Genomic DNA, 25,886 nt, shown 5'->3' with positions numbered 1-25,886 from the left:
ATTAACTAATTGCGTCACTCCTAACAAACAAGAGAGCTGCCCACTAATATGAGGCAACTCTCTAAAACCCTTCTTATAATTAATCCCAGTCGACAGATACTATTTCACCTGTTGCTGCATCAACGTCTACTTCTACTTCTTGGCCATCTTGTTCAATCTCAATTTCATAGACTAAGATTCCATCCTCACGATCTAATTCAACCTCATCAATCGTGCCCCCTCCTACGTGATTTAGTGCGGTTTTAACTGCTTGTTCTTTTGTGATCTTTATAGAGTCGTGATCAGACTTATTCGTTGACTCTTGGCTGCTCCTTTCTTTATGGTCCACATTAGCCCCCTGACTGATTGCTTTATTACGAATATCCTCTTCAATGTACAGCACCTCACCTGTTGTTGCATCAATGTAGACGTCTCCATCTTCTCCTGCAACCTTCACTTCAATTTCGTATACAAAGCGACCATCTTTCATTTCTAGCTCTACATCTTTTATTCCCGCTTTATCAAATAGGGAAAGAGCCTCTCTTTTGGCTTCACCTACATTTACCTTCATTTGATTTTTCACTGGAGTTTTTAGAAGATCATCATCAATCGATAAAACATCACCTGTGATCGCATCAATATCAAAGTCATAATCGTTTCCGTTGAAATATAATTCAACTTCATAGATAAGCTTCCCCTCTTCACGGTCAAGCTCTACTTCTTTTACAGAGCCACCTAAAATAGCTTGCGCTGCTTTAACTGCTTCTTCTTTTGTAATCTGATCTTTGGCTTGATTGTCATCCTTTTCTGTTACGGTTTCAGTGTTTGTTGCTACCGTATTTTCATATGAAACGAACTTACCAGCATCAGAAGCAGAAACTCCTACTGCAGCACCTCCAGCTAATAAAGCACTTGAGAAAATGGCTACCCACTTTTTCATTATGAATCTCTCCTTTTAGTGTGTTTTTTGTTTGTGTGTTTTCTTTATGCCTTAATCATATACACACGAAATGAAAACACCCTTAAAGGAAAATGAGAAATTGATGAGAATCCATGAGAAAACAAAAAGCCCGGCATCTAGCCGGACCTTTTAATCTTCCCATATGATATTTACTACTTCTCCGGTTAATGCATCAATCCAAACATAGGCATCATAGCCTTCTGCGTCATTTTCGACTTCAACTTCATAATAAAGGCGGCCATCTTTTTCCTCAAGGTCGACATCATCTACTTCTCCCGTTACTTTTGAAAGGGCAATTCGTGAGGCTTCCGCTTCTCCAATAGGTTCAGCTTTTCTCTCATTATTTTGATTGCTAGAAGCACCTGGATGCTCTCCTTCATCTACTAGAGAGTAACTGATTGTCTCTCCCGTTACAGCATTAATAATCAATCGAGACTCCCCTGCACCCTCCTGCATAATCACTTCATAGGAAGAGTCTTCTGATTCTGCTCCATCAACAAGGTCAACACTTGAGATAACCGCCTCCTCACCATACTCTTCTTTTACCAGACTTTTCACTTCTTCTACAGTTAGTTTCTCGGCCTCATCAGTTGAACCTGGGCTTCCTATCTCTTCTCTTGCGACGGTTTGTTCTAACGATAAAATATCTCCCGAAGCCGCATCAACTATAATCAAATAAATACCGCCATCTGATAACAATTCAATTTCAAAGACACTTGTTCCATCAGCTAACGTTTTGTTTACTGAACTGATCGTGCCTCCAAACTGGGATCCTATCAGCTCCCGGACTTCTTCTTCATCCATTGAAGCTTCTGCCGGCTGCATCATAAACATACCTAATCCAATCACCACAATACAGACAGCGCCTGCTGCGATCCACTTATATTTCTTACTCATCCACCTTTTCACCTCCACTTTGTTTTTCACTTTGTTTTTCATTGACTTGTGAAAAGAAGATTCTAAATGTCGTCCCTTTTCCTTCTTCACTTTGAACATCTACTTTTGCTCCGTGCGCGTCAATAATTGCTTTGGCAATGGACAAACCTAAACCACTTCCGCCCGTCTGCCTGCTTCTAGCCTTATCCACTCTAAAGAAACGTTCGAATACATTTGGGATATCATCTTTCGGGATACCAATTCCTTTATCTTGAATAGAGAGTACAACATTATTTATCTTCTGATCAAGCGTGATCCTAATGTCATCATCGCTGTATTTCAATCCATTCTCAACAAATATAAATAGAAGCTGTTTGATTCGCTCTGGATCACCGAGTATATAGATGGGCTTCTCATTAGCTGTGACAACGATCTCTCTACGATATGCTTGCCTAAGCCGTTTCGCTGTATCTTCGGCCGACTTTACAAGGTCTATTTGCTGAAGAGTGACGGTTTTATCTGGTTCTCCTGTAGCAAGGGCCAGCATCTGTTTTGTTAAGCCTTTCATCCGCTGGGACTCATCATAGATTGCATCTACAGCTTCTTCTAACAGGTCAGGCTTCTTCATACCCCATCTTTTTAGGAGGCTTGCATAACTTTCGATCACTGTGAGAGGGGTTCGGAGCTCATGAGAGGCATCTGAGACAAAACGCTGCTGTTTATCATAATTTTCTTCTAACAGCTCCATCATCTCATTAAAGGTATGACTCATTTGAGCCAATTCATCTTTAGCGTCAGGCTTAATATCTATCTTCTGAAAAGCCCCGCTCCCTCTAATACCTTGCATAGTGTTTATTAACGTTTGAACTGGCATTAAAATGATGCGGTCCAGTGCCCTTCCTGCGAAATAAGCAGGGATAAGGATTAAGACTGATGCAATCATCAAAACGATTCTAAGGGTAGAAAGAGTTGATTCAAGTGTAGTAAGCGGATGAATCAATTCTAAAGAAACAATCGAACCATCAACCCAAATGATCGGAAACCGGTTAAGGGAGTAGCTCTGTTCTTGATAATTTATCACTTCTCCGCTCTCTCGATTACTGTACTCTGCAGGGATTAATCGTAGATCAGGCTCTTTTGTGACAGTTAAGGCAGATGAGCCGTCTTCACGGATCACACGAAGCATGCCATCTCCCGTACCATAGGATGTAAGCCATAGATCCGATTGGCTCCCCTGGGCCGATTCAGCAATTGTTTGCAATTGCGCCTGCATTCTTTCTAGTTCAGCATTAGTGGAAAATTGTTGGAACAAAAAATAGATACTTCCATTTACTAATACAAGCAATAGGAACAAAAAGCCCGTTGAAAAAAGAGTGATTCGCTTTGATATACTCATGTAACGGATTCCTTCATTACATAGCCGACCCCTCTGACCGTATGAATGAGAGGAGCATCAAATGGCTTATCGAGCTTCTGTCTCATATAGCGGATATAGACATCGACAACATTCGTATCACCAAAATAATCAAATCCCCATACATGTTCTAAAATTTGCTCTCTTGTCATTACCTGCTCGGGATGCCGCAGCAAATAGACAAGTAAATCAAATTCCCGCGGAGTAAGCTCAATCGTTGTTTCTCCGCGTTTAATTTCTCGTGTTCGTTCATTTACATACAAATCAGCTAACGTTAATTCACCTTCATCAAGATGTGTACCGCTTGTACTGAGTTGAGTTCTGAGGCAGGCTCTTATGCGTGCTAACAGCTCTTCAATCTCAAAAGGCTTCGTCACATAATCATTTGCACCTTGATCAAGGCCCATCACTTTATCTACTATGGTATCGCGAGCCGTTAACATAATAACTGGAGTCGTATTCCCTTCCTTCCGTATTCTTCTTAACACTTCCATTCCGCTTAATCGCGGCAGCATCACATCTAGCAGGATCAAAGACCATCCGCCTTGCTCAATCTGCTCTAGTGCGCTTAGTCCATCTGCTGCAATCTCTGTTTCGTAGCCTTCATGTTCAAGCTCTAATTCTATGACTCGAGCAATATTCGCTTCATCTTCAACAATTAGAATTCGGGCATTGTTCACTTACAACGCACTCCCTTATGTTTTTTTCTAAAGTGTACATGAAAAGCAGTTAATTTAAAAATGTTCCTGCTCGCATAAAAAAAGACCTGCGAATGATTTCATCAAAATGATTTCATCCATAGGCCTAGTTAAATTATTCAGAAGTGATGGCAGTATATTGTGATTGAACGAGGCCAAAGTACGTTCCTCTTTGACTCATCAGTGAATTATGCGTCCCTTCTTCTATCACATTCCCATGATCAAGAACAATAATATGGTCAGCATCTCTTATCGTTGATAGTCGATGGGCAATCATTACAGCAGTACGGTTATGAAGAAGCTTTTTTAGACCGGCTTGTATTTTAAGCTCTGTCTCTGTATCAATACTTGCCGTAGCTTCATCTAAAATTAATATTTTCGGATCAGCAAGTAATGCTCTGGCAAATGAGAGCAATTGTCTCTCTCCAACAGATAAGACATTTCCTTTTTCTTCAACCTCTGTGAAATAGCCCTTATCCAACCGCTCGATAAAGGAATGCGCACCAATCGCTTTAGCTGCTGCCATGACTTCCTCGTCAGTCGCTTGCGGCTTACCGAAACGTATATTATCCATAATGGTGCCAGCAAATATGAACGTATCTTGCAAGACATAACTAACATTCGTTCTTAATTCATCAAGCTTCAAATCTCGTAAATCAACGCCATCTAACGTGATCGAGCCTTTTGTTGGATCATAAAATCTGCTCATTAAATTGACAATGGTTGATTTACCTGACCCTGTGTGACCAACCAACGCAATGGTTTGGCCGGCTTTAAATGTTAAGTTGATTTCATTTAAAGCACGTCGTTTCTCATCATAGGCAAATTCCACTTGATCAAAAACAATTTCACCCTTTACACCCTTAAGGGTCTTTGGATGTTTGGCCTCAGGTACAGACGGCTTTTCATCTAGGAATTCAAAGATCCTCTCCGATGAGGCCATCCCTACTAACAGCTGGTTATACACTTGGCCGAGTCTTGAGATCGGCTCCCAGAACATGCCTAAGTAAAAAGCAAAGGAAACAAATACCCCGATGGTAACGGCACCCGTTTGATAAAGGTGGGCACCATACCAAATAAGAATAACAGCACCTACCAAGCTTGCCATTTCAACAAAAGGACGAAATAGTGCATTCATACGCGTAGCCGTCTTCCAGCTTTCATAATTATCCGTATTCACTTGATCAAAAAATTCCATATTCTGTTTTTCTTGAGAATAGGCTTGAGTTACGCGAATCCCTTGAATGCTCTCATTTAGATGAGAATTTAATTTTGATTGACGCACCCTCACAACCTGCCAAGACCTGCGGATTTTTCTACGCAATTTAGTTGAAATGATGAACATAATCGGCAACACAATGAGAATCAAAACCGCAAGCTCGGGACTAAGTGTAAATAAGATAATCACAATTCCAACGAGCATAATAATGTCCATCAATAAGTTAACAACACCATTCGTAAATAGATCCTGCATCGAGTTCACGTCATTGACCACTCGAACTAGAATAGATCCTCCTGAACGCTGGTCAAAAAAACGGTGAGACAAACGTTGAATATGTTTAAATAATGCCTGTCTAATATCATAAATAATATGCTGCCCTAGTTCATTCATCCATCTAATTCGAAAGACATTCGCTGCATAAGCAGTGATGTACAGAGCGAGAACAATTCCTGCGTACGTATAAACGAGAGTGAGATCGTTCGTTGCAATGGCTCGGTCTAAGGCATATACCCCAATAAAGATAGGAACGGCTAATCTCACTGCCGTTGCTAGTAGCATGACAAATATCGTTTTTGGTAAAAGGGTCCAAGCATAAGGCTTCATATACCCTAAAAGCCTTGCCATTTGTGACCAGTTGAATGGTTTTTCAATCACTTGTTCTGTTGAATAATGAAATCGGGCTTTCTTCTCTGTATGCTGCATAATTGCTACACCTCCTTATGCTTGTTGCAACACATATTCTTGGTCTTGGTTTTGGATATCGTAAATTCTTCGGTATAATCCCTCTTTGTGTTGAAGTAATTGTTTATGAGTGCCGCGCTCTACGATTTCACCTCGATCTAGCACCAAGATCTCATCTGCCTGTTTTACAGAAGAGATTCGGTGAGCGATGATAAACGTGGTACGCCCCTTCATCAGCTCGCGAAATGCTTGCTGAATTTTCACTTCTGTCTGCATATCAACCGCACTTGTTGCGTCATCTAAAATAAGAATGCTTGGATTCATAATAATCGCGCGAGCAATCGCAATACGCTGCTTTTGACCTCCAGATAATCCAAGACCACGTTCACCGAGCACGGTATCATATCCATCAGGCAGTTCCGTTATAAATTCGTGAGCATCAGCCCGGATACTTGCAGCAATAATTTCTTCCATTGAAGCATCAGGACGACCGTATGCTAAGTTATCACGAATGGTCGAGGAGAAAAGAAACGTTTCCTGCATCACAGTTCCAATATGATGTCTCAAGTGGCTTAGTGAATAATTTTCTATCGGTTTGCCATCTATCGTAATCTCACCTGAGCTTTTTTCATAAAACCTTGTAATCAATTGAGCGATACTAGATTTACCTGAACCGGTCGCACCGACTAAGCCAATCGTTTTCCCTTCTCCGGCATGAAAAGTCAAGCTGCTTAAAGCCGGACGATCACTCTCTCCGTAATGCAAGCTGACATCCTTAAAAGAGACTTCCCCTACTAAGCGTGGATTGCCGCTCTCTTTTTTTCTATCTGCAGCATCCAGCCTCTCCTCTTCATCAAGAATCTCTAACAAGCGCTCACCTGAAGCTTTAGATTGTGAAAACATATTAATAATAAAACCTAAGTTCATAATCGGCCCGATAATATACCAAACTAAACTAAAGAAAGCGACTAACTCACCTGGCTGGAGGCTTCCTTGAATGACCAGATATCCTCCAAAAGCAAGCAGAAAAACAGCCGATAGATTTCCAATGAACTCCATCAACGGAAAGTAATTTCCCCATATTTTAGAAATATCTAAGTGCTTTTGTTTATAATCATCATTGGTCTGATCAAACCTTGAAATTTCTTCATCTTCCTGTGAAAGAGCTTTAACCGTATGAACCCCGCTTACATTCTCTTGCACTTTTGTGTTAAGCCTTGCGAGAGATTTACGAATTCCCCGAAATCCAGGATGGACCCGCTTATCAAACTTCCAAACGACTACAGCTAGGAAGGGCAGCATCACCATCGTCACAAGTGTCAGTGGAACAGAGTAGTAAAACATAACCCCCATACTAAAGCCGACAAGGAGAACAAAGTTTACAAGCTGCGCACAACCGAATGATAAGAAGAAACGAAACGTCTCCACATCTCCTGTTAGACGTGACATTAAATCGCCTGTTTTAGCATTGTCATAATAACGGAATGGTAAGAATTGAAGTTTCTCATATAACGAATTCCGTAAACGATGAACCGCTGTAATACCAAACAAATCCCCCAAATATTGATGGATATAGACAGCAACCCCTTTAACAGCCATGACAGCGATCAAGCCTAAAACGAGATAAGGGATGACCTCATACTGACCGCCAAGTACAGCATGATCAATTGTATATTGCAAAATAATTGGATACATAACGGTCATTCCTGTTACACCTATTAAGGCAACAAGCGACCAAATAAAGTAATTTTTATAAGGCCAATAAAAGCTCTTTAAGCGCTTAAACGTATCCATATGTACACCCGCCTTTTATTATCCAGATTTCCCCTTATTCATTCGTAACTCGAATGATTTTTGGAGCAAATTTAATCATACTTCGAAGACAAGCACCTAGTCAACAGTCTATTTTAAATTTTCTGTCAGTTATAACCTATAAAAAACACACCACCGAAGTGATGTGTCTGTTTGTATTTATTGATTGCCTTGCGCTTTGTATTCCTTTTCTGTTCCATCTGCAAAATCAACTTCTAGTTCAAATTCAGTGTAAGATGGATCTAAATTAAAGACGGACATCACTTGGTCAATGACCTCTTCATCTGCTGCAGCTGAATCAAAATCTAACTGAGTGAAGTAGGCCTCAAGCTCCTGCATCGCTTCATCGCCTTCAAGGTCAATTCCTTCAAAGTCGTTGCGATACTTTGCTTCCATTCCGTCTTGTTCGCTTTCATAATCAACATCGACCTCTTGGTTATCTTGATACTCCACATCTAAATCGAAAGAAGTGAATGCATAACTGCCCTCTTCTCCATTTGTATCACCAGTTTCATCCGGTGCAGAAGCGTCATCGTTATCATCAAACATTGTATCGTCTTCTTCTACAGGCGCATCTGCTGGAGGCTCATCTACATTATTATTCCCTCCACAAGCAGCTAGAATCGTGATTAACCCAATGCTCATTAAAAACATTTTTAACATCTTCATTTATAAATTCCTCCAATTCAATTTTTAAAACTTATACCCGGTAATATGTACCATTAACCATGATACAAAGGTTAGTTTAAACAAAGAGCAGAGGAAATATACGTCTTCGCATGAGATTAGGCTTGTACAAAACGAAACACTAGATTAGCGCTATGTACATTGTACATTGGGTTAATGCTAATTGATGAACAGTACAAATTCTTCAGTGAGGAAAATGAAAACAATGTCTCCCCTTACATTAGTTGTTGATTTCCTCTGCAGGCACACGCTTTCCGCGGGCGGTCCGCAAGCCTCCTCGTCGCTACGCTCCTGTGGGGTCTTCCCTGGTCACGCACTTCCCGCAGGAGTCGGCGCCTTCCGCTCCTATCAACGGAGCTAATAGGTTGTTAAGTATCATCCTCCTTGAACGATTCAGTGACTTATCTTTATAGTGAAGCTAATATAAAAGCGAAGCATCTTTCAGGAGCGGCAACCTTAAACTAACCAGAATGTTTGACAGCTTTTCAACTCCTTCAAAAGCCATCCCCGAATTCGATTGCCTTTCGCCCTAATCAACGGAGTGAATACACAAATAATTAAGTTCAAAATCAAAAAACGCAAAAAGACGACCTTTTTTATTAGAGTCGCCTTTTATACACACCAGACTTCAGAATTTATAGACCTTACTTCAATCCCAACCTCTTACAAGCTTATAAATACTTACGGTGTACCTTCTTGCCATCATAGATAAATGTAATTTGTTTCTCATTGATAATTGATTCGATATGAACGGTTCTTCCCCATAGTTGATATAAATATGGAAGAACTTTTTCTAGGTAACTGACATCAAGCTCTGTTCCTTCAAATGCATGAGTAATGTAGAGTTCACCGTTCTTTAAATAGTCTCCATCGGTTACCGATAAATAAGGAAACCCTCCATTTACTCTTGAGGAGGCAAGCTGGTCTCTGACATGTTCCCACTCTTTATCTACTACCTTATATTCCGCACCTTGTTTTTGGAATAGATACATATCTTCACGCATCACAAGATCTTTGGTTAAATAGTTTCTTATAAAAGAAATATCCGATTCGATTTCTCTTACTTCATACATTTTTTCACGTCCGCTGCCAGGTTTTACACCTTGCCGCTCCTGCATTTCTTTTGTTGGATTATTATACCGCTCTTCAATATCCTCAAAGATTTTAAGCCCTAAATAATAAGGGTTAATTGACGTTTTTGAAGGCTGAACAACGCCTGCATTTAATTTTGCATATTCAATGGTCTCCTCACTTGTAAGGTCCGTTTCTCGTAAGATTCTAGCATGCCAAAATGATGCCCAGCCTTCATTCATGATTTTCGTTTCTAACTGCGGCCAGAAATAGAGCATTTCCTCTCGCATCATGGTTAATATATCACGCTGCCACGGTTCAAGTTCACGGCTGTATTCTTCAATAAACAGGAGAATATCTTTTTCCGGGCTAGGAGGAAACTTTCGTTTTTTTGGTTTTATCTCTTCTGTTTTTGCTTTCTGATCAAGAGACCAAAGATCATCATAATCGCCTCGTTTTTTTACGATCGTACTATCTTCATCGTCATCCTTGCTCCATGCCAGCTTCGGACGAACGAGGCTTGGGTCAATATGTTCTTGAATCGCAAGTACCGCATCTAAAAAATTCTCCACTTCTTCTTTTCCATACACATGCTCATAGTGCGCAATTCGGTCTGCGGTTGCACTCATACTCTCTACCATATCTCTTCTTGTATTTGAAAACCTTACATTATTTTTAAAGAAGTCACAATGTGCCAGGACGTGAGCAACAATTAATTTATTTTGAATTAACGAATTGCTGTCTAGTAAAAACGCATAACAAGGGTCTGAGTTAATAACGAGCTCATAGATTTTACTGAGGCCGAGGTCATATTGCAGCTTCATTTTATGAAATTGTTTTCCAAAGCTCCAATGTGAATAACGTGTCGGCATTCCATAGGCACCAAATGTATAGATAATTTCCGCAGGGCAAATCTCATATCTCATTTCATAAAAATCTAGTCCAAAGCCTTCAGCAATTTCTGTGATTTCAGCAATTGCATATTCGAGCTCCTTCCAGTTCTCATTCATTTTAAAATCCCCCTCCTAAATGCTGCTTCCTTCATTTTATGAGAGGGTAAGACAATTCATGAGAACAATTAATAGGAGAGTACTAAGATCATGCTCAAATAAAAGATTGTTCAACCATGCCACTGCCACGGTCCACTAACACTTTAGCATAAGCACCATTTATCAATGTGAGCTGCGGCGGCATATGACCGCAATCAATGTCATACACGACGGGAATTCCAAGCTCTGTTTGTAATTCGCTGTACACATCATGCACTGTATAATCTTGCACAGGCTGATTTGCACCGCTTCTGCCAAACATAATGCCAGTACACTGATCGAACCATCCAGCTAATTTCATATGCACAAGCGTTCTTTTTAAATCCGTTGTCGTTAATTCACAGTTTTCCAAATACCAAATAATCGGCTTTCCTTCACCAAACTGACTATAAAACTTCCTTACATCTCCATAAGGTGTTCCAATTAAATGTCTGATGACATCAATACAGCCGCCAAGTAATCTTCCCTCTAGAACAACTTTCTCATCATTGACTGCCCTCCAAGTTGTCGGTTCCGTTAAATGAAAGATGTGCGGACTAGGTTCTTCGAAATTCCACTCTTTTTGATAGAAATCAGATGATTGCTGAACAATACCCTCCCCTTTCTTTGTACATAAAACATGTTCCCACATGGCTGTTATTTCATCTGACTCTTCTCCCCGCAGGTCGACTAAATTCGTTCCATGAGCAGTAGCTATGCCTGTTTTCAGTGTGATTGCTAACAGCAATAGACTCACATCAGAATATCCAAGCACCCATTTAGGCTGTATCGCTTTAAAATCTACACCATCCAGCATTTCAATTAACAATTCTCCGCCCCATGGTGGAATGATCGCATCAATATCCGGATCAGCCATTATACTGTTAAACTCTTCTGCTCGTTTTTCAGCAGAAGCGGATCTTGCTTTTTGTTGAGTCCAGGCTGTTGTCCCTCTCCTAATTTGATACCCTTTTGCTTCAAGTCGTGTACAAGCTTGCTTTAAAAGAGGATGAAGATTGTCTGGGACCCCTGATGAAGGGGCAGTCACTCCAATTGTCGCGCTTTGTTTTAAGTAGGGATAGGTAATCATGGGATCTCTCCTCTGTAGTTTTACGCTATTTTAACAGGAAAACATTGGATCATACAGCTTTTAGTAAACTAAAAAAGCTACAAACCCTTATAAAGGATCTATAGCTTTCTTAAAGATTAACTTAAGGCATGTACACGGTTCATAACAGCTAGCTCTAACTCTTGTAAACTTAGCCGGCTTTCTTCTAATGAATTCTTTTGGACCCCAAAATAGAATTTCACTTTTGGCTCTGTACCGGATGGTCTTATGCAGAACCAAGAGCCATCCTCTAACTTGTATTTTAAAACATTTGATTTTGGAAGCTGAATCATACTTGGTTCAGCTATTGCGACATTCATTGATTGGCTCGATTGATAGTCTTCAATATAGGCCACTCGGTTACCAGCAATTTCAACTGGCGGCTCTGTTCTAAAGGAAGAAATAATCGACTGTATTTTCTCGATACCTGCTTTTCCTTTTAGCGTAAGTGACTGCAATGACTCTTGGTAGTATCCGTATTTCTCATACAACTCAAGTAATCCTTCATACACCGTCATTTGACGAGACTTGTAGTAAGCAGCTAATTCAGCCGCAGCTAAGCAGGCTTGAACTGCATCTTTATCGCGTACGAAATCACCAATTAAATAGCCATAGCTTTCTTCGTACCCAAATAAGAAGGTATGCTCACCTGTTTGTTCAAATTGAGCAATTTTCTCTCCTATAAATTTAAAGCCGGTTAGTGTATCCATTGCCGTCATACCGTAGTGTTCTGCAATGGCTCGGCCTAATTCTGAAGTAACGATTGTTTTCATTACAATTCCGTTAGCAGGGAGGGTCCCTTGCTTCTCTTTTTGACTCAAAATATAATCAAGCAAAAGGGCACCTGTTTGGTTACCTGTCAATACGACATATTCCCCGTCATTATTTTTCACTGCAAGACCAACGCGATCAGCATCAGGGTCGGTTGCAAGCAGCAGGTCTGCGCCCTCTTTTTCACCATACTGAATTGCCAGTTCAAAAGCAGCATGCTCCTCTGGATTAGGCGATTTCACCGTAGAAAATTGCGGATCTGGCAGCTCTTGCTCAGCTACGACAGTGACATCGGTAAAGCCTGTCTCCTCTAGTACACGTCTCACTGATACATTTGCTGTACCATGGAGCGGAGTAAAGATAATTTTCACATTTCCTCCAACTTCTTTAAGGAGATCAGGATTCACAACAATTGTTTTAAGCTCTTCGTTGTAGGCATTGTCTACATTTTCAGCAACGATTTGTAATAAGCGCTCTGCCTTAAGTTCTAATTCATCCGCCACTTCAATCGTCAGCTCATCTTCAATTCCATTTACATAACGGACAAGCTCATCTGCAGGACCCGGCGGAAGCTGACCGCCATCTGGGCCGTACACTTTAAATCCGTTGTACTCTGGAGGATTATGACTAGCTGTCACAACAATTCCGCCATATGCGTTTAACTTACGAACCGCATAGGACAGTTCTGGCGTCGGTCTAAGGTCAAGGAATAAATACGTCTTCACACCGTGTTTTCCAAGAGTCAGCGCCGCTTCCTTTGCAAATTCAGGTGATTTGTGTCTTGAATCATAAGCAATGACTACGCCTCTATTCTTTGCCTCCTCACCTTGTGCCTCAATGAAAAGAGCAAGGCCTTTAGCTGCTCTGCGTATTGTATATGTATTCATTCGGTTAGGACCTGGGCCAATTTCACCACGCATGCCGCCCGTGCCGAATTCTAGATCTTTATAAAAACAATCTTCTAAGGCTTCTTCATTACTTTCAATCTTAGTTAAAGTTTCTTTTAGTTCCTTTTCTAGCGCATGGAAGTTGATCCATCTCGCGTAGCGAGCTCTCCAATTCATATCATTTCCCCTCTCTACTCGATCATTTCTAAGTCGAACCTCTCCTAGTTCGAATCTCTCCTAGACATTATATACTATTCCACACCACACCGGAGAAACCTCTTAGCAATTAAATATCTATGTCTTACAAATTACTCTAAGGGCAAAAAAAAAAGATAAGACGTACTTCTTGTACGCCTTATACTGGCTTATTCTCGTCAGCTACCGGTGTTCGAGCATAGTAAATCTCTCTATTTAACTCTTCTTCATGCATCGCCGCTTCTTCTTCGCTCCACTCAAACACTGATTTCATATAGCGGAGAACAGCTTCTTTATGTTTAATCACCCAATGGATGTTAAAGAATAAAGCTCCCGTTCTGCGGTTAAAGAAATCAAGCGGCGTTGCGACCATTTCCTCTTCTATTCCATACCTTAATTGAGCTAGTAATTCTTTTGGTAAATGGAATGCTTCGGCATGTCTTTTGGTCTGTCTAAAACAGGCATATACTTTCGTCACATTCGAGCCATATAATTTTGAGAGGGAATAAGCTGTACTTTCTGAAAGCCCAAGACGGACTCCTTCTCTTGTTTGCTGCTCTAAAAATGCTTGAAATTGGTCAATCCCGCCTACATGGCCGCCAGACAAAGTAATCGAATCCGTTTGGCAGACTGCTTTTATACTAAGCTTTTTACAAACGTCATCCACGACACGCTCAGCCATTTTTCGGTATCCTGTCAACTTCCCGCCTGCAATAGACAAAAGGCCGGAATCAGAGGTAAATACTTCATCCTTACGTGACACTTCTGAAGCACTTTTTCCTTCTTCATAAATCAAAGGTCTGAGCCCAGTCCAGCTCGACTCAACATCTTCTGGAGTTAAATGCAGGGAAGGGAACATAAAATTCGCGGCCTCTAATATGTAATCGCGGTCAGCTATCGTCATTCTTGGGTGAGCGATGTCAGCCTCATAGTACGTATCGGTTGTTCCAACGTACGTTTTCCCGTCACGAGGAATAGCAAATATCATTCGGCCATCTTTTTCAGTATCAAAATAAACCGCTTGACTTAAAGGAAAACGAGCATGATCAATGACCAGATGAACCCCTTTAGATAGCTTAAGCTGCTTACCCGATTTGGACCTGTCCTGCTCACGCAGCGTATCTACCCAAGGTCCGGCTGCGTTGACAATCACTTTCGCAAACACTTTATGCGCCTCACCTGTAAATTGATCAACCATCACAACACCGACTGCCTTACCGTTTTCATAGAGAAAAGACTCGACTTTCATATAATTAACCGCAACAGTCCCTCGTCTCACTGCTTCTTTTAGAATTTCAAGTGTGAGACGTGCGTCATCTGTACGGTATTCTACATACAGTCCGCCGCCTTTCAATTTATCTTTTCTAAGCAGAGGCTCACGCTGTAACGTCGTTTTTTTGTTCAACATATGACGTCTTTCATCTTTTCTAACATCAGCCAGCCGGTCATATACATTTAAACCAAAGGAAGTCGAGAATTTGCCGAATGTGCCATTTTTAAAAATGGGTAGAAGCATCCATTCAGGTGAAGTTACATGGGGGGCATTTTCATATACAATGGCCCGTTCTTTTCCCACTTCCGCTACTAGCTTAACTTCAAGCTGCTTAAGATAACGCAGACCTCCGTGTACAAGCTTAGTGGAACGGCTTGAGGTCCCTGCCGCAAAATCCTGCATCTCAATTAAACCAATTTTCAACCCTCTTGATGCTCCATCGAGTGCGATCCCGGCACCAGTAATCCCTCCACCAATGACCAAAAGATCCAATTCTTTTGTTTTCAACTCATTAACATAAGCAGAACGCTTTTCACTTGAGAATGTATGGGCCATCTTCTTCACTCCTTTTTACTCTAAAAAAGACCACAACCATCTACAGAGCTGCCTTCACTCCGCATCATGTTGTGGTCCCTTTGTCTCCGACCTTTTATCATAGAGTCATTATAACGCTATTGGTATTATTTGAAAAGTCTAAGGATGCGATGCCGGAATCGCTTCCATTTCTTTTTGTAAATATGCAGGCAAGGGCTGATCTAGAGTGAATACATCTTCAGGGTCACGATTAGACTCTGCAATTATTCCGCCCTCTACCCGAAGCAAAAATTGATTGCGGTACACATCCTTCCCTCTAACTGCCTCTACCATTCCAATCCAAGTACCGGGCAAAGAGAAGATGGCTTCTGTCTCATATAAGCCCCCCTCGACCTTATGCATCACCTTATTCATATGATGCACCGTCTCAGGCCTGTCTAGGAGAACTGATACATTGGCATCTTCAATCGGGTGTCCTTCTGCGTCCTCTAAAAATAAATGAATATCGACCGCTTCTCCTGTCTGATAAAACTCATCAAGCCCTGCTACATTCATCGACCAATCGGTTACGACTTGATCTTTTGAGACCGCAGCTAAGAAAAGAACAGCTCCTGAACCTAAAATAAAGAGTACAATAATGGCTGGTATAACCCACTCTGGCCGTAATACCTTTTCAAGCTTCATAATTCATTCCTCCTATTTAATGTCTACAGCTTATCCATTTAGGGAGGATGATAAACGTTTTTGCCAGCCACAGGGGCGGATATGTGCTTGAGTATACTCGCCGTTCCTTAAATGTACTCGGCTTTTCATGGGAAAATAGTGACTTAACTTCAAATGCTTTAAACATGGGTTATAGCGGATTCGCCGCTACTGAACCATACTTCGCTTTTCACGGGGAGCTAGTGAGCTTCCTCGGGCTTTGCCCTGTGGGATCTCACTCCTGCTCTAGGCCCCGTAGAAGTCTCCGTATAGTTCATCCGCTAGGTTATCGCTTTTTCCAGAACTGTAGTGTAATGATGTAGCAAATGAGTTCAGTTCTGATTAAAATTGCTTTAATCTGCCGCACCGTCTTTTAGGTTTAGAAGCTACTTATAATGAGGGAGCACCATATTACCTCTTCGCTCCGTTGATCGCAGCGGAAATCAGCCACTACTGCAGGGGGGACTTTAATCAGCCCAACTAAATACTACCTCTTTCGTTTTATTCATACCAAAAAAGCACCTGGCAAAGGTGCTTTTTCAAGGTGCTGAGCTTTAGTAATGTCTTCAGCTTCTAGATTTAGTCTTGTTTATAAACAATCTTATAGACATCATGTCTTCTGTCACGAAGCTGGTTTACGCTTCCCGCTCGGCGATGACGGCGAAGGATTTCGAGGTCAACGTCCCCTACTACAACAGTTTCGATATTAGGGTTGCATTCCCCGACAATTCCATCCCGTGCAAACGTAAAGTCTGATGGACTGAAGATACCCGATTGAGCATATTGAATATCCATATTTTCCACCTGAGATAAGTTTCCGACTGTACCAGAAAGAACGGTATATACTTGATTTTCAATCGCACGAGCTTGTGAACAGTAACGTACTCGCAGATAGCCTTGGCGGTCATCGGTACAGAATGGAGTAAAGATAATATTCGCTCCTTTATCAACTGCAATACGACCAAGCTCAGGGAATTCAATATCATAACAAATTTGAATTGCAATCTTTCCGCAGTCTGTATCAAATACATTTACTTTGTCTCCACCATGAATACCCCAGAACTTACGTTCATTTGGAGTAATATGAAGTTTATATTGCTTCTCAATTGTTCCATCGCGACGGAAGAGATACGCAATATTGTAAATCTTCCCTTCCTCTTCAACGAAATGCGATCCTCCAATAATGTTTACATTGTATTTAACCGCTAAATTTGTAAATAATTCAATGTAATCCTCAGTAAATTCCGTCAGCCTGCGAATTGCACGACTTGGGCTTTTTTCCGGTAAGAAAGAAAGCAGCTGCAACGTAAAGATCTCCGGAAATACAGCAAAGTCCGATTGATAACTTGCCGCAACATCTGTATAGTACTCGCACTGAATCGCGAAATCTTCAAATGAAGAAATTTTCTTCATCTCATATTGGATGGTCGTAATGCGCACAGGGAAAGATGTTTTAAATTGACGTTTAGGAGTCGTCGGACGATAGTCAATATTATTCCACTCCATCAAAGTCGCATAACGCATGGAAGCACGGTCGTCTTCAAGATAGTTCTGATTAATTCGTTTCAAGCTGAATCCATTCATCACTTGGAAAGTAAGAACTGGATCATACAAGTTATGCATCGTTACTTCTTCAACATATTGACGCGGCGTAAGTTCCTTTGCATGGTTATGATAATTTGGGATTCTCCCGCCGATAATAATACTTTTTAGATTAAGTTCTCTCGCAAGATCTTTCCGTGCTTCATAAAGCCTTCTGCCGATTTTCATGCGGCGGTACTGCGGGTGAACCATTACTTCAATTCCGTATAAATTGTATCCTTCAGGATCATGATTCGTAATGTAGCCTTCATCAGTAATTTCATCCCATGTATGTTGATCATCGTACTCATCAAAGTTGATAATTAAACTAGAACATGAACCAATGATTTCCCCGTCATACTCAACACAGAACTGCCCTTCTGGGAAAATATCAATATGACTTTGCAAATGTTCTCTCTTCCATGGCTCCATGTTTGGAAAACAAACTTTTTGCATATTTATAATTGCATCAAAATCACGTTCTTCTATCGTTCTAATAATCATTTTTTTTTCAAATTTTGAAACATCTATTTCTGACATTCATATCATCTCCTTTACCGTAACACCCCTGAGTTTACCCGTTTTTTGTCGATTTGAACACTCTTTTGATTGGAACACTCTTATTTCTTTTTAGGAAGCAGCATTCTAGTGTATTCGGCTAACAAAAAAACGACCTGCCTATATAGCAGATCGTGTCTTAGCCCCATCTTCTGATACGGAAATATGCACTTGAATCTCACCTAATGTACTTCTTAGGGGAACCGTTATATATGGATAACTGGAGTGGAATTTTGAATCTCCTTCATTGATTACAGGCGGAGTTACATCAATCACACAGCCCTCTTTTGATAGTTCAGTCGCAGTCGTTCCAGCAACCCAGTTTCCGAACTCTTGAACGGCACTGAAGCCCATTTCATCTAGTACCTCTATTTTCATTCCGCCCATCATAGCTCCAACAATATTTAAGGCGGTTTCGGTTTGGAAAGTACATATAATCTGACCTTTTAAGTCGCCTTTAACCCCAAGAATGACGGAGATCCCGTGTGAAGGAACTGTCCCGCTGCCTGCACTTGGGCGCATATTCTCCACTTCTACTCCTAAATGACTCGTTAAAATCGATTTTGCAGCACGGCAAATCGCATTTATGTATTGCACATTCATAACGCCAGACCTCCTATGATCTTTCATACCCTTGCCTTTATTGACTTTCTACGTCCTTGATGTCTTGACGCATGATGTACCATTGTTCTCTTGCCATCTCTACAAGCTTTGCTTCAACTGCTCTATTTTTGTGATGAATCACTTCACTAAAATAACGAATGGCATCTGCTTGATTCCCTAATTGTCTCGATAACTCTCCAATCAAATAAAGAATTCTTATGTCACTCATCTGCGTACCAACATAATCCGCTTGTTCATAAGAAGCGATGTATCTTTCTAATGCCTGTTCTAAGAAACGTTTTTCTTCAGATTGGGATAATTCACTTGAAGATAATTTACTTGAACGTGATTCACGGTAAATCCAAGCTAACCTCAGGCAAAGCCCGGCAATGACAATATGTTTTTCCTTTTTAAGGACAGCAGACAGTAAGGCCAGCTTCAATGTGCGTATCGCATCGCTTCTTGTCCGCTTCTCTCCAAAATTCTGTTTCTTCCAGCTTTTCAACACTTCCCTTATCGCATCTGAGGAGCCTTGTGGAAAGCTTGGTTGGAACATATCAGTAAATGTAAACCCACATTCCGGACACACTGCGGCTTCATAATAAATAGGATTTAAATCAGTTTCTTTATATTCAGTAAAAAAATCATTGTGCAGCTTTTTTACTTTGACAAAGCGAGAACGAATTCTCTTTGTTGTAAATGAATGACTACAAACCATACACGTACAACTTTTATCATAGAGTGGCTCAATTGTCTCCTTCATAAGCCTCACCTTAGTTCTTTTGATACATATTATTTTAGTTCAAAAGACCAATATTAGCTATAGGTAATCTTTATTTCAATTAAAAAAATAGATAAAACAGAACTTATTACCCAAAAAAACCCCAGTGAAAAATTTATATTTTTTATTAGTCATGGTAAGCGTTTGCACAATCATAGAGTAAAGAGGAAATATATTCGTACTATCTTAGAAGCGGTTTGAGAACAATTTCTAATTTACAAGCAACCAACAAGCAAAGTGCCATCAATTGACGTTTAATGAAAGTGAGGCTTACTAAATGAACAGTTCTAAAAAAGAATGTGTCGCAATGCTTTTAGCTGGTGGGGAAGGAAAGCGATTAGGCTCGCTCACAAAAAAGCTGGCTAAACCAGCTGTGTATTTTGGAGGCAAATATCGCATTATTGATTTCCCGCTCAGCAATTGTACAAACTCTGGTATTGATACAGTAGGGGTTCTCACTCAGTATGAACCATTAGCACTTAACACCCACCTTGGAATTGGAACTCCTTGGGGGCTTGATCATCGTCAAGGGGGATTAACAGCATTGCCTCCATTTGTAGAAAAAGCAGGCGGGTCTTGGTATCTCGGAACAGCAGACGCTATCTATCAAAATACTTGCTTCATTGAACAATACGAGCCCGAATACGTACTCGTGTTATCAGGGGACCACATTTATAAAATGGATTACGACAAAATGCTTCAATACCATAAAGAAAAACAAGCAGATGTGACGATCTCAGTCATTGAGGTGCCTATGGATGAAGCGAGCCGTTTTGGCATCATGAACACTGATGAAGACTACACAATCACTGAATTTGAAGAAAAACCTAAACACCCGAAAAATAACTTAGCCTCTATGGGGGTTTATTTATTTACATGGTCTTATCTGAAATCATTTTTAACTAATGATGCGTTAAGTCCTCATTCAGAGCATGATTTCGGGAAAAACGTCATCCCTTCTATGCTCGAAAGTGATCTAAAGCTTGTTGCCTATCCTTTCTCCGGCTACTGGCGTGATGTTGGAACCGTTCAAAGTTATTGGGAAGCGAGTATGGACCTTTTAGCGACGGATTCTCTTCTTGATTTACATGAAGATGCGTGGAGAATTTATTCAACTAATCCTAATCAGCCTCCGCAATATATAGCCGCCGGAGCAAAAGTCAGCCGATCTTTTATTAATGAAGGGTGCCTAGTCTATGGAAAGCTTGTGAAATCGATACTATTCCATGGAGTTAAAGTCGGGCAGCACAGTGAAGTGACAAACACTATTTTGATGCCTAATGTACAGATCGGCTCAAATGTGACCTTAACAAATGTCATTGTGACAGAGGGTACTCAAATTCCTGATGGCACAAGAATTACTTCTTCTAAACATGACATTTTAGTTATCGATCAAGAAACAAAATTTGAAGCGTTAACGATGTTAGCGTAAGGAGGATGCTCGTTCATTGAAGCGATTAATGGGTGTAATTAACTTAGATGCTGAACAAGATCTGTTAGGAGAATTAACTTACTTTAGATGCGGAGCTGCTGTGCCGTTTGGCGGGCGCTACCGTTTGATTGATTTTGTTTTATCCAATATGGTTCATGCACAAATTTCAGAAATTGCGGTTTTCACAAGAAGAAAATATCGATCATTAATGGATCATTTAGGGAATGGCAAGGCGTGGGATCTCGATCATGTTAAAGGCGGGCTCTTCATCCTTCCTCCAGACTGGAATGACCCGACTGATATTTCTAAAGGGGAGCTGCAGCATTTTCATAATAATCGCGACTTCTTTGCCCGAGGCCAAGCAGACCATGTCCTTATTACGGGCAGCCAGCACGTCTCAACCGTTGATTTTGAAGAAGTCTTCACTCAGCACCTGAATACCAATGCAGATGTGACAGTCGTCTATCAACACAATGAAAAGATGGTAACAGATACACCATTTTCAAAGAAACTTACAATAGATAAAACAGGCCACGTACGTGATCTTACAAATGATCAAAAAAATCCTAACTATTATATGAATATGTATATCATTAAAAAAGATCTTTTACTCGAGTTAGTGGATTCATGTATTGCTCGGGGAAAATCATTTCTTTTTGAAGAGGGTATTATCCCCCGAGCTGACAAGCTTAAGATTGGAAGCTATGCATACAACGGCTACCTTGCCGTTATTGATTCACTATCTGCATACTACCAACAAAGCATGAAGCTTTTGTCCGATCAACATTTTGAGGAATTATTCTTATCAAAAAAGCCATTGATGACCAAAATTAAGAATGAACCCCCTACTGTGTATAAAAGAGGTTCAAACGCAACGAACTCATTAATAGCCAACGGCTGCGTTATTGAAGGGAAAGTATCTAACAGCATCTTGTTTCGCGGGGTTAAAGTAGAGCGTGGCGCTGTGATTGAAAACTCCGTGATCATGCAGCGGTGCGTCATCAAAAAAGGAACCGTCCTAAAGAATGTTGTTCTTGATAAAGACATTACTCTTACACCTAATAAAACCTTAATTGGAGCAGATAAACAGCCTTATGTTGTAGCTAAACGAAAAGTGATTTAACTATTAAAGGAGAGAAGCCAGTAATGAAAATCGCCATGGTCGCAACTGAATGCACCCCTTTTTTTAAAACAGGAGGCTTAGCTGATGTTATCGGCTCGCTTCCAAAAGCTTTGACTCACCTAGATCATGAACTAACTGTCTTTCTTCCAAAGACAGCTTCCCTCCCGTCTATTGTTTTAGAGCAGCTTGAATGGGTGGAAACATTTGATGTAGCTGTCAAATGGAGAAATCAACATTGTGCCGTGTTACGCTACAAAGAGCATCAGGTGACATACTACTTTATTGAAAATGACTATTATTTTGACCGTATACCTTTTTATGGTCAAGCAGATGACGGGGAACGCTTTGCTTTCTTTACTCACGCCGTCTTAGATACTATCAACAGGTTAAATTTTACTATTGATATTCTTCATTGTCATGACTGGCAGACCGGGCTTATTCCTGCATATATAAAAACCGGAGCATTAGAGAGTCAGCCTAAGATTATCTACACCATTCATAATCTTAGATACCAAGGGGTCTTCCCTCACTCGGTTTTCGATGACCTCCTGCATTTAAACGAACAGCATCGCTTGGGTCTTGAACATAACGAGAACATTAATTTTATGAAGGCGGCAATCTATCATGCTGATTGGATTACAACTGTAAGTCCAACTTATTCAGAAGAAATTCAAACCCCCGCTTTTGGAGAAGGGTTAGATAGGCTCTTGTGTGAAAGAAAGCATTCTTTGTCGGGCATCGTTAATGGGATTGATGAGGAATATTACAACCCTTCAAAAGACTTTCATATTCCTTATACGTACCATCGTCAGCCTGAGAAAAAGCAAGAGAATAAAAAGGCCCTTCAAGATAAATTAGGATTAACAATCAGTGAAAACACGCCAATGATCGCCCTAATATCAAGGCTTGTTGATGAAAAAGGAGTTTCTTTATTGGTCGATACCGCCGATGAGCTGCTTCGCGAAGAAGATGTTCAGCTTGTGTTGTTAGGCTCAGGTGATGCTCATCTTGAGGAACAATTAGAACGCCTGGCTCGTACTCACCCAGAACGCGTATCTTTTTATAAAGGCTTTAATGAAAAGCTCGCAGCTTTTATGTATGCAGCAGCTGATTTCCTGCTCATGCCATCAAAATTTGAACCATGCGGACTAAGCCAGCTAATCGCTCTTCGCTATGAGACGGTTCCGATTGTTCGGGAAACCGGCGGCTTAAAGGACACGATTTCTTCATTTAATGAGTTTAATGGAGAAGGAAATGGTCTGAGCTTCACGAATTACAATGAGAGAGACTTTCTTTATACCGTTCGACGCGGTTTATGGTTATACCGCGTTGAACATCTGTGGAACCAGCTGCTTCAAAATATATATCAAAGCAGCAGCAATTGGGTTCACTCAGCAAAAGCGTATGAGAACGTCTATAATCATGTGATGACAAAAGGAGCGTGGGATCAACGCGATGAATAAAGAGACATTTGCAGCACAATTTCAAGAAGAGCTATTAACCACATTCAGCAAACAGCCCGATGAAGCAACAAATAAAGAAGCATTTCAAGCAATTGCCCTTCTAGTCAATAAAGAAGTGAACAGTAATTGGCAGCAAACAAAGCAAGTCCACCTTAGCAATGATGAAAAACAAATGTATTATTTCTCAATGGAATTTTTGCTAGGTCGTCTGTCAGAGACGAACCTTTTGAATCACGGCTGGTATGATGTATGCTGTGAAACACTGAAGGAATATGATTTTAATCCAGCTGAGGTGTTTCAAGAAGAAGCTGATGCGGGCCTTGGCAATGGCGGACTCGGCAGATTAGCCGCTTGCTTTCTTGACTCTCTCGCTTCATTAAACCTCCCTGGACATGGCATTGGCATTCGATATAAATATGGCCTCTTCCAACAGAAGATGGTGAACGGTTACCAGGTTGAACTTCCGGACTACTGGCTTAAAGACGACTATATGTGGGAGACGAAACGGTCTGAAAAAGCGATTGAGGTTCACTTTGGAGGGCACGTCAAACCTGCTTATGTAGATAACAAGCTAGTTTTCGAACACTACGATTACGAAAAAGTACTAGCAGTCCCTTATGATGTTCCGATCGTTGGCTATGCAACAGATAATGTCAATACATTAAGGTTGTGGAGTGCAGAATCAACCAATAACCCTTTTCACTTTAATTCCGTACAAGGAAAAGACTATTATCATTATTTGGATTACAAGCGCTCTGTTGAAAAAATTTCAGAGTTTCTCTACCCTGATGACTCTTCCTATGAAGGAAAACTGCTACGTTTAAAACAGCAGTATTTCTTAGTTTCAGCTGGTGTTCAAAGTATTTTAAATCAATTTCTTAAGAGCAATCAGCCTTTGAATGAACTGCCAAATAAAATTTCCATTCAAATTAATGATACCCACCCTACCCTTGTGATTCCTGAATTGATGCGCTTATTAATGGATGTTCACGGACTCGGCTGGGATCTAGCTTGGGAGTTAACGACGAAAACCGTTGCCTACACGAATCATACGACATTAAGCGAAGCCTTAGAAAAATGGCCAGAAGAAATGGTAAGAAAGCTCCTGCCTAGACATTATTTAATTATTGAAGAAATTAATGAACGCTTCTGTCAGGATATTTGGTTTAATCACCCTGAATTGCGTGATCAAATTGCTGACATGGCCATCATTTCATACGGACAGATCCATATGGCACATCTTGCTATGGTAGGCAGCTTTAGTGTGAATGGTGTAGCTAAGCTTCACACAGATATTTTAAAAGATCGTGTGATGAAACCTTTTTATACGATGTATCCTGAACGCTTCTCAAATAAAACAAACGGGATCACCCACCGGCGCTGGCTGCTTCATGCGAACCCTGAACTTGCTTCCCTTTTAAATGAAACAATCGGAAAGAGCTGGATCCAAGAGCCTAAAGAATTAATCAATGTATTAAAATACGTAGGTGATTCCTCTTTCCAATCAGAGCTCGCACGTGTCAAAAAGAAAAATAAAAGCAGGCTAGCTTCCTATATTAATCATAAGCATGGCATTTTAGTCGATGAGAACTCAATTTTTGATGTTCACATTAAACGGCTGCATGGCTACAAGCGTCAATTATTAAATGTATTTCATATCCTTCACCTTTATCATTTGTATCGTGAGAATCCATCAATGAACTGTACTCCTAGAACCTTCATCTTCGGAGCGAAAGCTGCTCCTAGTTACCACTTCGCAAAGCATGTCATCAAGTTAATCACAACCGTTGCAGATAAAATTAATCATGACCCTGCTATCAAAGATAAGCTGAAAGTCGTCTTCCTTGAAAATTACAGTGTAAGTCTAGCTGAGAAAATCATTCCGGCATCCGATGTAAGCGAGCAGATCTCTACTGCGAGCAAAGAAGCATCCGGTACAGGAAATATGAAGTTAATGATGAACGGAGCTTTAACACTCGGAACACAGGACGGAGCAAATGTAGAAATAGGCGCTGCTGTCGGCTCTGATAATATCTTCACCTTTGGTCTTACTGCCGATGAAGTATTTGAGTATCAGCAAAGCGAAAAATATAAAGCACGTGATTATTATAATAGTGATTTCCGCCTCCGTAATGTAATTGATCAATTAATTAACCAATCGTTTACACAAGATGATGTAGAATTCAAAGATATCTATTATTCTCTTCTTTTTAATAACGATGAATATTTTGTTCTAAGAGATTTTGACAGCTACGTAGAAGCGCAGCAGTTGATTGAGCAGACCTACCGCGATCAATCCAGCTGGTTAAAGAAAAGTGCAACGAATATTGCGCATTCAGGTAAATTTTCAAGCGACCATACGATTATGGAGTATGCAAATGAAATATGGAATATCTCCTCCTCACAATATTCAAAAGCATAACGATCAAAAAGTGCTTAGGAATCC

The 25,886-nt window shown here is 40.6% G+C and carries 19 protein-coding genes; 4 read left to right on the top strand and 15 right to left on the bottom strand.

Annotation, left to right across the window (positions count from 1 at the left end):
* Positions 1–79: 79 nt before the first annotated feature.
* From BPOF4_RS03445 to BPOF4_RS03375, 15 genes are all read right to left on the bottom strand, one after another.
* On the bottom strand, positions 80–919 hold the full coding sequence (locus BPOF4_RS03445; RefSeq protein ID WP_012957669.1) for a PepSY domain-containing protein: 840 nt from the start codon (positions 917–919) through the stop codon (positions 80–82).
* Between the two features lie 150 nt (positions 920–1,069).
* The gene (locus BPOF4_RS21090; protein WP_012957668.1) at positions 1,070–1,837 is read right to left on the bottom strand and encodes a PepSY domain-containing protein; all 768 of its coding nucleotides are present in this window, start codon (positions 1,835–1,837) and stop codon (positions 1,070–1,072) included.
* Positions 1,830–3,212, bottom strand: coding sequence for a sensor histidine kinase (locus tag BPOF4_RS03435; RefSeq protein ID WP_012957667.1), 1,383 nt, complete (start codon positions 3,210–3,212; stop codon positions 1,830–1,832). Before BPOF4_RS03435 ends, BPOF4_RS21090 begins: the two co-directional genes overlap by 8 nt.
* The gene (locus tag BPOF4_RS03430; protein WP_012957666.1) at positions 3,209–3,910 is read right to left on the bottom strand and encodes a response regulator transcription factor; all 702 of its coding nucleotides are present in this window, start codon (positions 3,908–3,910) and stop codon (positions 3,209–3,211) included. The genes BPOF4_RS03435 and BPOF4_RS03430 overlap by 4 nt, the downstream gene beginning before the upstream one ends.
* 133 nt (positions 3,911–4,043) lie before the next feature.
* Positions 4,044–5,852, bottom strand: a complete 1,809-nt coding sequence (locus BPOF4_RS03425; protein WP_012957665.1) for an ABC transporter ATP-binding protein — start codon at positions 5,850–5,852, stop codon at positions 4,044–4,046.
* Positions 5,853–5,867: 15 nt separating this feature from the next.
* Complete coding sequence (locus tag BPOF4_RS03420) at positions 5,868–7,625, bottom strand: ABC transporter ATP-binding protein (RefSeq protein ID WP_012957664.1); 1,758 nt, start codon at positions 7,623–7,625, stop codon at positions 5,868–5,870.
* 177 nt (positions 7,626–7,802) lie between these two features.
* On the bottom strand, positions 7,803–8,312 hold the full coding sequence (locus tag BPOF4_RS21085) for a YusW family protein (RefSeq protein WP_012957663.1): 510 nt from the start codon (positions 8,310–8,312) through the stop codon (positions 7,803–7,805).
* A 689-nt stretch (positions 8,313–9,001) separates the two neighbouring features.
* On the bottom strand, positions 9,002–10,411 hold the full coding sequence (locus BPOF4_RS03410) for a SpoVR family protein (RefSeq protein ID WP_012957662.1): 1,410 nt from the start codon (positions 10,409–10,411) through the stop codon (positions 9,002–9,004).
* Between the two features lie 94 nt (positions 10,412–10,505).
* Positions 10,506–11,519: a S66 family peptidase gene (locus BPOF4_RS03405; protein WP_012957661.1), complete on the bottom strand. Its 1,014-nt coding sequence runs from the start codon at positions 11,517–11,519 to the stop codon at positions 10,506–10,508.
* A gap of 116 nt (positions 11,520–11,635) precedes the next feature.
* Positions 11,636–13,372: a phospho-sugar mutase gene (locus tag BPOF4_RS03400; protein ID WP_012957660.1), complete on the bottom strand. Its 1,737-nt coding sequence runs from the start codon at positions 13,370–13,372 to the stop codon at positions 11,636–11,638.
* A gap of 178 nt (positions 13,373–13,550) precedes the next feature.
* Entirely contained in the window at positions 13,551–15,218 is a 1,668-nt protein-coding gene (locus BPOF4_RS03395) for a glycerol-3-phosphate dehydrogenase/oxidase (RefSeq protein ID WP_012957659.1), read from the bottom strand.
* A 138-nt stretch (positions 15,219–15,356) separates the two neighbouring features.
* Positions 15,357–15,881, bottom strand: a complete 525-nt coding sequence (locus BPOF4_RS03390; protein ID WP_012957658.1) for a FixH family protein — start codon at positions 15,879–15,881, stop codon at positions 15,357–15,359.
* A gap of 597 nt (positions 15,882–16,478) precedes the next feature.
* Positions 16,479–18,020, bottom strand: a complete 1,542-nt coding sequence (locus BPOF4_RS03385; protein ID WP_012957657.1) for a bifunctional GNAT family N-acetyltransferase/carbon-nitrogen hydrolase family protein — start codon at positions 18,018–18,020, stop codon at positions 16,479–16,481.
* 138 nt (positions 18,021–18,158) lie between these two features.
* The gene (locus BPOF4_RS03380; protein ID WP_012957656.1) at positions 18,159–18,641 is read right to left on the bottom strand and encodes a chemotaxis protein CheX; all 483 of its coding nucleotides are present in this window, start codon (positions 18,639–18,641) and stop codon (positions 18,159–18,161) included.
* Between the two features lie 37 nt (positions 18,642–18,678).
* Positions 18,679–19,404, bottom strand: a complete 726-nt coding sequence (locus tag BPOF4_RS03375; protein ID WP_012957655.1) for a DUF2225 domain-containing protein — start codon at positions 19,402–19,404, stop codon at positions 18,679–18,681.
* A gap of 295 nt (positions 19,405–19,699) precedes the next feature.
* Between BPOF4_RS03375 and BPOF4_RS03370 the strand changes: the two genes are divergently transcribed.
* The 4 genes from BPOF4_RS03370 to BPOF4_RS03355 are packed head-to-tail and all read left to right on the top strand — an operon-like array spanning position 19,700 to position 25,862.
* On the top strand, positions 19,700–20,854 hold the full coding sequence (locus BPOF4_RS03370) for a glucose-1-phosphate adenylyltransferase (RefSeq protein ID WP_012957654.1): 1,155 nt from the start codon (positions 19,700–19,702) through the stop codon (positions 20,852–20,854).
* A gap of 16 nt (positions 20,855–20,870) precedes the next feature.
* Positions 20,871–21,977, top strand: a complete 1,107-nt coding sequence (glgD, locus tag BPOF4_RS03365) for a glucose-1-phosphate adenylyltransferase subunit GlgD (protein WP_012957653.1) — start codon at positions 20,871–20,873, stop codon at positions 21,975–21,977.
* Positions 21,978–22,000: 23 nt separating this feature from the next.
* Complete coding sequence (locus tag BPOF4_RS03360; RefSeq protein WP_012957652.1) at positions 22,001–23,440, top strand: glycogen synthase; 1,440 nt, start codon at positions 22,001–22,003, stop codon at positions 23,438–23,440.
* Positions 23,433–25,862, top strand: coding sequence for a glycogen/starch/alpha-glucan phosphorylase (locus BPOF4_RS03355; protein WP_012957651.1), 2,430 nt, complete (start codon positions 23,433–23,435; stop codon positions 25,860–25,862). The genes BPOF4_RS03360 and BPOF4_RS03355 overlap by 8 nt, the downstream gene beginning before the upstream one ends.
* Positions 25,863–25,886 lie beyond the last annotated feature (24 nt).

The organism is Alkalihalophilus pseudofirmus OF4, assembly GCF_000005825.2.
Taxonomy (GTDB): Bacteria; Bacillota; Bacilli; order Bacillales; family Bacillaceae_D; genus Alkalihalophilus; species Alkalihalophilus pseudofirmus.
Note: the sequence above shows the minus strand (reverse complement) of the source record. Positions and strands in the feature narration are given on the sequence as shown.